This is a genomic window from Nostoc sp. ATCC 53789 (genome assembly GCF_009873495.1).
GTDB classification, from domain to species: domain Bacteria; phylum Cyanobacteriota; class Cyanobacteriia; order Cyanobacteriales; family Nostocaceae; genus Nostoc; species Nostoc muscorum_A.
Map to the genome: position 1 here is coordinate 276,638 of NZ_CP046705.1, position 12,333 is coordinate 288,970.

A 12,333-nucleotide genomic window follows, 5' to 3' on the forward strand; every position below is an offset into this window, starting at 1 on the left:
GGCTGAAGCCCTTACTAAAAGCGAATTATTCTGGAAAAATGAATGACGATTAGCTTACTTACTTTATTCCTCAATGCTCAAACCACAATTAAGCAAAATTCCGAAACCTACTTGCTATCAAAATGCAGCGATAGATTATTATATGAGACTCACAAATTCCGACTATCTCCGTTTGTAGGAGGTGCGCTATCCTACATTAGGCGGCGCTGTCAAGTCAATGCTACCAGTTATTTCAACTTACCCCAAAAAGAACTTCAGCCGCTAGGAGAAAGTTTTATTTAATGGAAACCGCAGTGAAAAAGTCGGATTTTGTCCTGAGTCCTTACATGAATAGCAGAGACTTGCGGGCAACTTATCAAATTCTGAATACGGTTGTGCCTTATGTGGTTTTATGGTTTTTAGCACACAAAGCAGCTACTATTTGTTTTTGGTTGCTTGCGCCTACTATGGTTTTGATGACGCTGTTTTCAGCGCGTTGTTTTTCTTTAATGCATGATTGCGGACACTATTCACTCTTCCGTTCAAAAAGGGTTAATCAAATTATCGGTTTTATTCTGGGGGTGATCAACGCGATCCCTCAATATCCGTGGTCAAGAGGACATGCGTATCACCACAAAACCAACGGTGATTGGCAACGCTATCGCGGTCCTAGTGCATTACTCTCTACTGAGGAGTTTGCTCGCCTCAGTCCATCTGCCCAAAGGCGTTATGAATTACTGAGGCATCCATTCATGATGTTTCCGGGAGGTTTTTTCTATGTGGCGATTAAGCCAAGACTCGCCCTGATTGCCGGAATATATGATTTTATCACTCATCTAGTGACTTGCTTGCAGCAAGATCCTTTTATGGATTTACCTCGAATCATCTCCTCTCATAAGTCTAGAAATTGGTACACTGCGGCTGAATTTTGGCATCTGTTGTTCAATAACATTTGTGTAGTCGGTATCTGGATTTTTCTGGGGTATTTTCTTGGATTTGGTTTTTTCGTGAGCGTTTACTCAATCACGCTAACTTGTGCTGCGGCAATCCTCATCTGCGTCTTCTTTGTTCAGCACAATTTTGATGGCTCTTACGCCCACAAAACTGAAGGGTGGGACTATCTCGAAGGAACAATTAAGGGCAGCAGTTATCTGGAGTTACCCACCGTTTTAAAGTGGTTTTCCGCCGATATCGGCTACCATAACATTCATCATCTTTGCGACAGAATCCCCAATTACAACCTCCAAGCTTGCCACAATCAAAATATTCACCTGCTTAGAAGTGCAAAAACGCTGCGAATGGTAGATATTCCTGATTGCTTCAAATACATTCTGTGGGATTGTCCCTCCAATCGCCTCACGTCGATAGCATCGTTTCGTCAAGCGGCACAATCCATCGACCTAGAGAGAGCCAACGAAGCGTAAAGCTTCTATGTTTGCTGGGGTAGTTCCTTTAGGTGAGGAAATACTACAACTAAAATCTCAAATTAATGCATTGATGGCTCGCTACAGCTTCCTCAAGCCAGGGATGTTTTTTGTGGATTTAGAACGGGTAACTATTTTTGATATTAGTGGCGACAAAGTATTTCCCGACCTAGTGCAGACTATCTGCGGCAACTGCTTGATAGTGACTACTTCATTGCGATCGCCGCATTGAAAGAAGGTGAAGTCGTTGGCGGTCTTACTGCATACGAGCTTAAAAAGTTCGAGCAGGAGCGCAGTGAGATTTACATCTACGATCTAGCTGTTGCCGCTGCACACCGACGGCAGGGGATCGCAACGGCATTAATTCAGAAGCTGAAGGAAGTAGCAGCAGCATCTGGAGCTTATGTCATTTTCGTCCAGGCGGATATTGGTGACGATCCAGCCATTAAACTTTATACAAAGTTGGGCGATCGCGAAGACGTGTTGCATTTCGACATAGCAGTTAATAGCGGCAATGACAATGCCTAACGCTTATCTGAGTAGTGGCTTTTCGAGAAGAGCATACTAGAGATCGGGTCAATTTTTTACAATCTTTCTAAATTTTGGTTGAATCATAGATTGTTCAACTTGAAATTTTAGTCCGGGTGTGATTGTTTTGACTTATCATTTACTGGATAAAACACTACCTTACTCATGATTGCAAAAGTCTGCGCTGCTTTGCAGATATCGCCAAAGGCACTTCCCCTCATTTGTCTCATCGGTGCTGAATTCCTCTCACAACTGGGGAATCAAATTGCAGCGATCGCCATTCCCATTTTGGTGCTGCAATTTACGCACTCGGTGATCGCTACTGGCATCGCTGGAGCAGGAAGTATCATTCCGATTGTGTTGGCTGCCTTCATCGGTGGAAAAGCGATTGATCGATTTGGTGCATGGCAGGTGAGCATTGTAGCTGATGTTTTTAGCAGTCTTTCAGTTTTATTATTACCATTCATTTTTATCGAATTCAAATCAGTGTCCCTGATTTTTATTTTCTTGCTGGTGTTTGTTGGTGCGTTATTTGATCCAACAGCAGTTTCAGCCCGTCATACCCTCATTCCAAAATTTGTCAGACTCGCGGGAATTCCCTTAGACAAGGTGAATGGGTATCGCGGTAGTCTGGAAAATGGAGCAGATTTGTTAGGCCCAATCGTCGGCGCAGGGTTAATTAGCTGGATTGGAACTGTCAATACATTGTTCGTTAACGCAGCCAGTTTCTTTGTTTGTGCTGTAGTATTTGCGATCGCAGTTCCACGTTCACGCCATCAAGAGTTTAAGCATGATTTGGTTGAGCCAATTGCCGGAATTCGGTTCATTCTCCAGCAGCGTCAACTAAGATCGCTCACTTTTAGCGGCATGGTACTCAATTTTGTGCTGCTGCCATTTCTCAGTCTCTTGCTTCCAGTGTTAGCCACCCAGAAATTTGCCAATCCTGCTCTACTGGGTCTTTGTTTAGCTGGATTCGGTATGGCAGCAACCCTGGGTGCTTTATCCTACGCAAGGTTGACAAAACGATTTTCTCGTTCAGCCATTTATTACAGCGGTTTACTTCTCACTGCGATCGCCATTCTGCTGTGCGCCATCGTCGAAACTCCAACTGCGCTGATTCTATCGGTTAGTTTTGGTGGTTTGCTATTAGGTGCAGGAAATCCTCTAGAACAAACGATTTTGCAAGAAGTGACACCCAGTCGAATAGCTGGACAGGTTTTTACATCACACAGTGCGATCGCTTTTACCGCAGGAATTTTCGGGTTACTGATTGCGGGTGTAATCACAGAATTAACCAGCATCGAGTGGGTATTGAGCCTGAATGGGAGTTTGTTGGCGATCACATCAGCGATTGGCTGGTACTTCATGCCACTATTGGATTGCATAGGAGCTACAGGACACAACCGAAGATCATCTTGATGCACTCAACAGGTGCTGAAAAGTAAAACAGGCTTAACTCGATGACACGAATTTGTCTCAAAATAATTTAATTGGTAACAGTAGAATAGTTAACGCACTGAAGTGCCGTTGAGCATTGAGATAAATGAATTCGCAAAATGAACTCCTAAAACAGCAATTGATAGAAGCGATTTCTTGTCAAAATCTGCAAGAAATTCAAAAAATCCTAACCCTAGCACAATTAGAGGATGAGACAATAATCCTCAAAGAAGTTCTCGTGCAAGTAGAGTATGTAAATTTTGTTTGGTTCTTGCAAGAATACGTAGGCAAGGAAAGTTATCAACAAGCCGTAAAGGATGTATCGACAAGCATGACTCAAAAACTAGTTGAAGGAGGTTTCAAGCCAGTGGTTGATTTCAACTTACACCCAGATGGGAGGATGTTGGCATCAAAAGAAGCAAATGAATATTTAGAAAAATATCATTCTAAACAACTAGAAAATAGCCAAATTTCTGTTGTAGCTCATGCACTACCAGAGTCAATGCAGATGTTAGAAAAAGCTTTAGGTGTGCGATTTTTTGAGAATCTTGGGAAGGTGGCAGCTAAACGTTTAGCCACAATGGATGATCCGACAGCCAGTATCTATGGTCTATGGCTGATGCAAGGGATCGGTGGTCGTCATCCATTGCTGGAAAAAGATTTTTGTGATTGGTTCATGATTGAGATTTGTGGTGAGCGATTGTCAGCCTTAGCGTCAGCCGAGATTCAAGGCTTGGAGTTTAATGGCTTAGTGGTATTTGAAGATTTGTTAATGGCACTGGGCAAAACAGATGTATCGATAGTGAAAGAGAATGACTTAACTCTTGAAAATTTGCGGTTACTAGATAAAGTTTGGACGGGAGAAAATATGCGAGTGTTTGAATTAATTGACATCTTGGAAAAAGATGGCGAACGAGATTTTTAATCAAAATGCGCTCGCTACGGCAATTGTGCGGATTTATGAAGTTAGCTGATTAATAAGTCCCGCACAAACACGGATTCATTCTTGCTGCCTTTCAGTAAAACTGCATTATACAAGTTTTAAAGGTGCATTTATGACTGATACTACAATGTTAGATAACCGTATAAATAAGCAAATAAAATTTGAACCATTAGAAGCGATAGTAGCAGCAACAGAAGAAGAGTCAGTAATATTAGCCGAAAAGCTCACACAGGTGGCAATTCCATTATACGTACTGTTGCAAGCACTTAGTATAGCAAAATACGATAAGGCAGCAGCTTTCCGCTATGCTGACAATTACTTAAACACAATTAGAAATAAAGAGTGGATGTTTATAAAATCATTATCTGCTGCCAAAAAAAGAACTTTTGAGAAAAAACTTGGAAATAGTTAGCGTAATTGCTGAACAAAGTATTGTAGGTCTTATATACAGGTAGGCAGAATATTTAACGGGGCTTAAACAAATTATTTTAAGCCAAAGCATGAATCAGTTTTTATTCAAAAAATTTAAAATTAATAGAAAAAGTTCAATGACACAATTTAATGAGAATCAAGAAAGCCAAAAAAACTTTATTTATACTCGGTATCGCTATTGCGGAAGAGTAAAACCAGAAAATCTAGCATTTAACGCTAATTTACAAGAATTTTCGCAGAAAGTTGCCTATATTGTTAATCTGGAAACAAATGGAAAGTTACCTCCTGGAGAAGCTTTCAATCAGATTGAAGAACTTTGGGAAGAATTAAAACGTACTAAAGATGGGCTAATGATTGAAGATAAGTATTAAATGTTTATCAAATCATAGATGAGTATTCTAACCATATTAAAGTCTTTTTAATTCTGAATTCTGACTCCTGGATGCTGAATTCTTACAAATTAACTAACCTTTCTTATTCTGCTCCTGCCATAAAGGCTGAGATTGATACTTCTGAAGTTTCTTTAAAATCTCTTGGCGTTGTGGATGCCCTTCAAGAGATTTTTCAATGGCAGCAAATTCGTCTAATACAATCACTTCTGGCTGTAGCTTAGGATTGTTTACTGCTGGGTCTATAGATTTCATAATTTTTATCCTTGGAAGGCGTTTGCTTTAGTAGGTTTTATGACCATATTCTAATATCTTGGGTATGGTGTAGGAGCCAGTGCGACGCAAACTTGGAAGGACTTCATGGAATACCCATCGCTGGAATCGCTTGGCAACAGGTTTATGGGATTTGAAAATCAAGCGGTAAAGTCCCGGTTCTGTCACAGTCAACACCCTAGCTGTTCGCCACCTTGGGTACTGACAATGGCAGTACCCTTTTCATCAGCTTCTAGTAGTCTGCCAACCCAAAAATGCTAAGTGAGGACTGGGGAAAGGGGAAAGGGTAAGGGATTTGAAACCTTTCCCCCTTCCCCCTTACCCTTTACCCCGCCAAGTTCACTTGGCGAACTACTAGGCATAATCTGGGCAATTCTCGCTATCCCATCCATTCGGGTGTATTCCGCAGACTAGCACGTTGTCCCCATACTCAACTCCATGATAGTTAGCGCAACCGATGCAAACTATTGGTCGGCTAACTTGGTCATCAAAATCAAAATCAAAATCAAAATTATCATCTTCCGATTCATCTGCTCGAACTAAGGATGCATTACAGTTGGGGCAGGTTTGAATATCTCGCCCCAAGTCTCTAACTAGACAAGTGAGCGATTGCCACGAAGTCATGGACTCACCACTGTTGCTAATATGAGTAGTGAGTGACGAAAAATAGGGGTAACTGCATTGGCATAAAATTATCTCAGCATCAGTATGCGTCGAGTAGTGAGCTTCTAGATATTCTTGGGCAATTCTCCAATCTTGCTGTTTACTCAGGCTTTGAGGCTTGCCCTCATAATCAACATTCCACAGTTTATTATTATGAAAAATCCTAAGAGAAAATGATGTATAGTCATGAGCTAGATTTTCTAGTTCGCAATGACTTTTGGCATTTTTGTAATCAAAACTGCGATGCTCAACTATTAACTTATGCTCACGGGGATAAGACTGGATTACCAGATATTCTCCTTCATAAAAAGGATTATATTTGGTAGCAATTCGAGGGTTGAAAAATAAGAAATCCTGTTCAGTATCCATATAAATAAATTGTAATCTTTCTTTTGTAAAATATAGCTGACAGAGTGGAGGCTGATATGTTTTGAAGATTAATTCTTTTCCTTCGCTAGCCTTCGTGCTTCACTATAGGCAACAAATACAATACTTAAAACTTGTGCTTGAATTAACTACGAATGCAGATGGGCGGCCACCAGTTAGCAATAGCATGACTAAAACCCAATACCGACTTGAGTTGTTTGTTTAACTAATGAACTGGGGCGATCTCTGACATCAAAAATTTTCATTCATCCTCCTAAACCAGGAAAAAACTTACTCCAAACACTTTGGTCTTTTGAAGCTAATTCTTCTGAACCTAGAACATTCTGTAACCCTTGCTGATTACTCTGAATCTCCTGCATATTGAAAGCGTGAATAGTTTGGGCTAACTCTGGATTGTCTTCTAATAATTCAGCCTCAAAGCTTAACTCCTTCTGCAACAGTTGGGCATTTCGGCGCAAGAACATCTGCTGATTGTGTCGCCGTCTGATAAGGGATTCAGTCAGATGTAATTGCTCTTCAAAACTTAAATCATCGTATTCGCTGTTATACATGAGAATTCTTCTCCGATTAGCTTAAAACTTAATTTCTAGGAAAATTAACGACACTATTCAACTAATTAAAAATGTTTGATTCCTCCATAAAGTAGCTGATATCCCAGCCTCAATCTCGTAATAAATTCGTCAGTATTGCGATTACCCCAAACAGGATTACTAGGGCTTTTTATCCAGTTATAAAGGTTGTGGGACATGAAATCTACGATTACATTTTTTGCACCTATAATCCTGTCCTCCACGAGGAATCCCAGCTTTAGCAACCTCTGAATGCTTACAATGAGGACAAGCAGGGCGAGAGTTCCACTCTTTTAATAAAGATTCAGGCTTAATAGAAGTGCATCGCTTGCACTGTCTACAGATAAACTTTTGTGTCCCGTTTTGTCTTGTAGCGCCAATATTTGTTTTCCCTTTGCAATACTTACATAGCGGATTATCATTCTCGATACTTATTGAATATTTAGTATGATCGAGTATCCATGCATCATAAATATCTCTTTTTCTTTGAAGACAAGAAACATTTTCTGTAGGGTAAAGTAAATTATACAAAACTTTTAAATCTTTGACTCTAATACCAATTTAATATGAAGCTGCATAGAAAAGAGCTTCGAGAATAAAGTTATAAGAAGAGATAGATATTACCTGCTCAAGTGTAAGTTGATTAAATATTTCTTGGATGCGATCGCGTAAATTCTGTAAAGAAGAGAAAAGCTGATTTTTGAGTGGTTTCTTGAGGAGCTGCCAAAGCCTTTCAATGGGATTGAGTTCAGGGGCTGAAGGTGGTTGAAACAGAGGAATAATATTTTCTGGCCAACGAATTGCTGAACTTGTATGAGCAGGTGCTTGGTCAACCTGTAAAATAGCGTAATCCCCACCTAATTGTTGAGATAGCCAGTCCAAAAACTGTTGAAAACACTCGCCATTCAGTTTTGGATATTCATAAAGAAAATGATCTCCAGTCAATGGTTCAATTGCACCATAAATCCAAAAATTTTCCCGTGGCCATTTCACCTCAACAGTAGGCTTAACTCCAGAGGCAGTAATCACTTTTCCTGTAAGAGTTTTCAGTCCCACCCTCGTTTCATCCTGGCACAGGTAGCGAACACACTTGCCGGGTGCTAGATGTTTTTCTAGACAATTCAGAATGATACCGAGTTTTTTTTAAACTCAGATACTAACTTTTCATCCTGCTTATGGCTTTGAGGACGTGGTACTTTTAGTTTTGCCCCTAATCGATATCGAACCAATGCATAAACCGTTGCATACTCGATATCAAGCCCCTGCTCTTGCTTTAACCACTCTACTATTGCACCATAGCTACTAAAGCCTTTTCCTGTTTTTAACTCCTCTTCAAGTGCCGTGATCGCTCCTTCAGGAATTTTCCGTTTTGCTCCCGGAGCTTTTTTTATTTTCAATAATTCATCTAGCCCACCCGATCTATATTTTTGTAACCATCTTGTCACCGTTGATGTATCTTTAGCCAAGCGTTTTCCAATATCTTGCTGCTCCTTGGCCTGCCCGCTTTTTATCCACCACAGCATAATAAGTTTTTCTTTCTGGTTCCCTAAATTAGCTGTTTGTAGGCGTTTTTTAAGTTCTTCTTCGCTCTCTGCGATTTCAATCTCAAAAGGGCGGCTCATGGTTCTTTTAATTTATCGAGTTTGTTTTCTCTATTATATGCAGCTTCATATTAAATTGGTATAAAAATACAGACTCGCCACATTTCATCTGTCTCAAAATACAAAGAATGGTTTATATTTTGTTCTCGAAGCCAAGACACAAGACCTTTAAAAATATTAGATGCACCACATATATAAACAAATAGCCCTTTAACATTTTTTCCTTGAACCCTTCTGGTAATACATCCGTCACCATCAATCAATCCTCTGACAAAACTAGACTTAAATACAAATGGCATATTTGGAAACTCAATGTTTCTAGTTTTACCTTCTACACCAGAGATTAGCCCAATCTCTCTTAATCTCTTAACTACTTGCCTATTACAAATCGATAGATCCCATGCTCTACCTGTCACTCTTATACGTAATGGTCTTTCATTACCAGTGATAGAATTTACTTTTTCAAGTAGATTTTTGTCTTTAGAAGTAATAGACACAGTATTTTTATTAAGATGTCCATCAGTCCAAATTAAGCCTAGCACCCAAGCTAAATCGTCGCTCCATATATCGAAAAAAGTCTCGTTAACTGAATACTTTATTGTCTTTTTTGTTAATCCTACTCGCTCTCGCTGTCTAAATTGTGTTCTTGGGCTACCAGACCCAAAAGGTAAAAACTTTTTAGAAGAATAAATTTTTGCATACTCTTGCTCTGTTTTTTCCATCTTTATTTACCTTTAAGTAAAATCAACACCATCGTAGAGAAGTTGATAGCCCAGTCTTAATCTTTCTGCCCAATACGGAAAGTTACAATTATTCTTAACTGGGTCAAAAGAATCTTTATACCAAGCATCTTGTTTATGAACTCGCTCATGACACTGTAAACAAACGGGTACAATATCATGCCCAATTTTTTCTCTACCTGCAATTAACCCTTTTTCATCGCTATAACGGATGTGGTGTAATTCTTTGCTAGGTCTAACTAAGCAATTACAACAAAGTTGATGAGTTTTTCGGTGAGCGATCGCTACTTGTTTTCTATACTCTTTAGGATTACCATATCGAGCATTCCAGTTTAATCGTCTGTGTAGCCGAGATTTTCTAGTAATAGAGTTACCCCCTTTTCATTTAACTCTTGCCCCGTTAATTCGTGCCACTTCTGTTTGATTTCCTGAAAATGCGGTCTTCTCCCTAATTCTGTTGCCCATTTTCTAATTTCTTGATACCAGTCAACCTGCTGCTGTGAGGATTGCTGATTATTTCTAGAACTATCAACAGTGTCACCATTCGGTTTAGAATCTTGTTTTTGTTCCAGACCCTTGATATCAAATTCTGGGATTAGAGCAACAAAGGGATTAGACCGAGTAGGAATCACTAGAGCATATCGAACTCCGGCTTTATCTAACATTTCGCAAGCCTGCCGCAAGACTTCTAAAATCTCCTTTTTAACGTTTACAAAGTCTTGTGGATGGTCAAGGATATAACTCGATGTCTGCCCTACAGCAATAAAGCAAACGTTTTTCAGAGATGGGCGGCTAAATCCGGTTTCCCCAGAGAGCGGGGACTGGCCCATAAATAGACCATGACCCTTTAACCCCGCAGTGAATTTGATGATATAGTTCCAAAAACCCTGCAAATCTTTGGCAGTATCAGCATCAACCATTCCTGGAAGTCCCTTGCCACCACCAAATACAGAGTCCACCTCATCTTGAGCAAGAAATAATTCGGGAACGCCCTGACATTCACCACCAACAATTGATACTCTGGCTTTCTGCTTGTCAATTTTGTCTGTGGCAAAGGTAATCCAGTTTTTTAGTTCTTTCATGCCGTCAAACTTACGGCTGAACTTGCACAACCATCTGGTGACATCATCCTTTGGATCGCTGCCGATGACAATTGCTGGTGTTTGAGACTTGACAGCAATTTTGTTGATAATCACGCCTGCCAGCGTAGACTTCCCAGATTGTGTGCCACCAGAAAGGTAAAAATGGTGATTACTGCGAAGAGTCATATCTTGATTAGATGCAGCATCACACAGTTCATCAATCCAAGCACCATCAATTCTGATGTACTCAGGATAATTAGCTGCGATCGCTTGGAGAACTTTCATCGCACCCGGATTAATCACGGACTGCACAAATTCTTCATCAATGTCAGCAATATCGGGATTGGGAATACCAGCTGATGAGGGTGATTGTTGTACTGGTGGTTCTGGGAGTGTAACCAACCCTTGCAACTGATATTCAGCTATCCACCGGGGGCGCTCTTGCATTGGTAGCCGATTTACATAGTCAGCAACTCTGCGTTTAGCTGCGATCGCAGTGGTGACATAATCATAAACAGCCTCACCTTGTAAATGCTGTTTAAGTGCTTTGAGGTCAGCTTCTAGCAAAGACTGGTAAACTTTTTCCTTACTTTCGCTGATTTGGGCGGATACCCCAAATAAGCCAGCACTCACTGTTCCCGCACCAAGTAGCATCCCGGTTGTTATTCTGTCAGTATTTAAGAAAAAAGGAGCAGACAGACATAACACTGCACTCGCTCCTAAAGAACATAAAATACTCCGTTCGGCATGAATGACGCTACTGGCAGTTAGTCGTTCTAGTTCAAATGTCATTGCTATCGCACCCCCAACGCAACACCAGCTGCAACTAATGTCAAGAAGACAAACAGGAATATCACTCCAGGCATCAAGCCAATGGTGAAAGTTTTGCGGTTGAAGCCAAAACCTTTAATGACTAAACCGCCAAAGTTGAATAACCCCAGAACTATGCAGCAGATGGAGATTATGCCAATAAACCAAAGAATGTACTTACTAACGGGGCTGGCAACGGATAAATAACCCATAAACATAGAAAAGCCAACCCCAGACACTGCATATCCTACATGAGAGAGCTTAATACTTTGCATAACCTAAAATCGGAATGAATCTCCCACTTCATCAAATGCTTTCTTATATCCCCCCAACTGGCGTTGTTGTTCCTGGGAACCGAAAGCATGACGGATCACCGCCTCCCCATGTAATCCCCTGGTTCGCTGCAAATCTTCCTCAATCTTCATGGCTTCTTGGGAATATGCCAATTGGTTTTTATACATCTCTGCCAGAGATTGCAACTGTTTGAGCTTGTGCCGGGAGAACTTTGTATGTAGCCACTTCTGTGCTTTCAAATTGCCAGCCACTTCTGCCTCATCCAGAACCTGCTGTGCTGTAGTGTAAGCTGGCAATGTGTAGCGATCGCGGATTGATGAAGGTAAATTACCCTCAATTTGGGTAGCATCCCCAACTCTTAAATCCGTTGATACTACTCCATCACCTTTACTACCAAACAAACCAGGAAGCCATTTTCCTAACATTCCTCTCTCCCCCCACTACTTAAAATTGGTATAAGTCTGCTGAACTTGTTGAACTTGTGAACCGATATATCGGGTTATGCCATATATCCCCATAAACGAGAACATCAATACTGTTATTGCTGCGATCGCAGTTTGAGCCATCATTCCCCGTTGCATCAATTCCTCAATCTGTCTATTGGACTGCGATCGCACTCTCGACTCATCAATAATTTGCTGGACTACCAGGAATTCTTCTGTTGTCAGGTTTTCTAGTGTCAGCCCTGACAGATTCAATTCCCCGTCCTTCTTCAGGTGAATATTTAATGCTTTGCGATGGGTTTGGTCTTGTTGCTCCATATATTGCCACGCCCAAAACGA

19 protein-coding genes are annotated in these 12,333 nt (G+C 40.6%); 8 read left to right on the top strand and 11 right to left on the bottom strand.

Features of this window, described 5'->3' with window-relative positions; translation table 11 throughout:
* The first annotated feature begins 42 nt into the window (after positions 1-42).
* From GJB62_RS33080 to GJB62_RS33115, 8 genes are all read left to right on the top strand, one after another.
* Positions 43-282: a hypothetical protein gene (locus tag GJB62_RS33080; RefSeq protein ID WP_159402656.1), complete on the top strand. Its 240-nt coding sequence runs from the start codon at positions 43-45 to the stop codon at positions 280-282.
* Positions 282-1,403: a fatty acid desaturase gene (locus GJB62_RS33085; RefSeq protein ID WP_114080819.1), complete on the top strand. Its 1,122-nt coding sequence runs from the start codon at positions 282-284 to the stop codon at positions 1,401-1,403. Before GJB62_RS33080 ends, GJB62_RS33085 begins: the two co-directional genes overlap by 1 nt.
* Before the next feature lie 7 nt (positions 1,404-1,410).
* The gene (locus tag GJB62_RS33090) at positions 1,411-1,635 is read left to right on the top strand and encodes a hypothetical protein (RefSeq protein ID WP_114080818.1); all 225 of its coding nucleotides are present in this window, start codon (positions 1,411-1,413) and stop codon (positions 1,633-1,635) included.
* Positions 1,563-1,931 carry a GNAT family N-acetyltransferase gene (locus tag GJB62_RS33095; protein WP_114080817.1) on the top strand — a complete coding sequence of 123 codons (369 nt, stop codon included), beginning with the start codon at positions 1,563-1,565 and terminating at the stop codon, positions 1,929-1,931. The genes GJB62_RS33090 and GJB62_RS33095 overlap by 73 nt, the downstream gene beginning before the upstream one ends.
* Before the next feature lie 165 nt (positions 1,932-2,096).
* Complete coding sequence (locus GJB62_RS33100) at positions 2,097-3,350, top strand: MFS transporter (protein WP_114080816.1); 1,254 nt, start codon at positions 2,097-2,099, stop codon at positions 3,348-3,350.
* A 124-nt stretch (positions 3,351-3,474) separates the two neighbouring features.
* On the top strand, positions 3,475-4,293 hold the full coding sequence (locus GJB62_RS33105) for a hypothetical protein (protein WP_114080815.1): 819 nt from the start codon (positions 3,475-3,477) through the stop codon (positions 4,291-4,293).
* A gap of 130 nt (positions 4,294-4,423) precedes the next feature.
* Positions 4,424-4,723 carry a hypothetical protein gene (locus GJB62_RS33110; protein WP_114080814.1) on the top strand — a complete coding sequence of 100 codons (300 nt, stop codon included), beginning with the start codon at positions 4,424-4,426 and terminating at the stop codon, positions 4,721-4,723.
* Positions 4,724-4,859: 136 nt separating this feature from the next.
* A complete protein-coding gene (locus GJB62_RS33115; protein ID WP_114080822.1) occupies positions 4,860-5,114 on the top strand; it encodes a hypothetical protein in 255 nt (84 codons plus the stop codon).
* 93 nt (positions 5,115-5,207) lie between these two features.
* Here GJB62_RS33115 and GJB62_RS33120 read toward each other — a convergent pair whose 3' ends face one another.
* The 11 genes from GJB62_RS33120 to GJB62_RS33170 all read right to left on the bottom strand — a co-directional run bounded on the left by GJB62_RS33120 (position 5,208) and on the right by GJB62_RS33170 (position 12,312).
* Positions 5,208-5,387, bottom strand: a complete 180-nt coding sequence (locus GJB62_RS33120) for a hypothetical protein (protein ID WP_114080813.1) — start codon at positions 5,385-5,387, stop codon at positions 5,208-5,210.
* Positions 5,388-5,414: 27 nt separating this feature from the next.
* On the bottom strand, positions 5,415-5,573 hold the full coding sequence (locus GJB62_RS33125) for a BRO family protein (RefSeq protein ID WP_220186629.1): 159 nt from the start codon (positions 5,571-5,573) through the stop codon (positions 5,415-5,417).
* Positions 5,574-5,759: 186 nt separating this feature from the next.
* Positions 5,760-6,437, bottom strand: coding sequence for a hypothetical protein (locus GJB62_RS33130; protein ID WP_114080811.1), 678 nt, complete (start codon positions 6,435-6,437; stop codon positions 5,760-5,762).
* Positions 6,438-6,700: 263 nt separating this feature from the next.
* On the bottom strand, positions 6,701-7,006 hold the full coding sequence (locus GJB62_RS33135; RefSeq protein ID WP_114080810.1) for a hypothetical protein: 306 nt from the start codon (positions 7,004-7,006) through the stop codon (positions 6,701-6,703).
* 579 nt (positions 7,007-7,585) lie between these two features.
* Positions 7,586-8,080, bottom strand: coding sequence for an IS630 family transposase (locus GJB62_RS33140; protein ID WP_245246029.1), 495 nt, complete (start codon positions 8,078-8,080; stop codon positions 7,586-7,588).
* A gap of 65 nt (positions 8,081-8,145) precedes the next feature.
* Positions 8,146-8,646 (bottom strand): helix-turn-helix domain-containing protein, encoded by a 501-nt coding sequence (locus tag GJB62_RS33145; RefSeq protein ID WP_114081708.1) that lies wholly within the window; start codon positions 8,644-8,646, stop codon positions 8,146-8,148.
* Between the two features lie 50 nt (positions 8,647-8,696).
* A complete protein-coding gene (locus tag GJB62_RS33150) occupies positions 8,697-9,347 on the bottom strand; it encodes an LAGLIDADG family homing endonuclease (protein WP_114081123.1) in 651 nt (216 codons plus the stop codon).
* 350 nt (positions 9,348-9,697) lie between these two features.
* Positions 9,698-11,239 carry a hypothetical protein gene (locus tag GJB62_RS33155; protein WP_114081122.1) on the bottom strand — a complete coding sequence of 514 codons (1,542 nt, stop codon included), beginning with the start codon at positions 11,237-11,239 and terminating at the stop codon, positions 9,698-9,700.
* 2 nt (positions 11,240-11,241) lie between these two features.
* A complete protein-coding gene (locus tag GJB62_RS33160) occupies positions 11,242-11,532 on the bottom strand; it encodes a hypothetical protein (RefSeq protein ID WP_114081121.1) in 291 nt (96 codons plus the stop codon).
* Between the two features lie 3 nt (positions 11,533-11,535).
* Entirely contained in the window at positions 11,536-11,976 is a 441-nt protein-coding gene (locus tag GJB62_RS33165) for a hypothetical protein (RefSeq protein WP_114081120.1), read from the bottom strand.
* Positions 11,977-11,991: 15 nt separating this feature from the next.
* Positions 11,992-12,312: a hypothetical protein gene (locus tag GJB62_RS33170; protein ID WP_114081119.1), complete on the bottom strand. Its 321-nt coding sequence runs from the start codon at positions 12,310-12,312 to the stop codon at positions 11,992-11,994.
* Positions 12,313-12,333 lie beyond the last annotated feature (21 nt).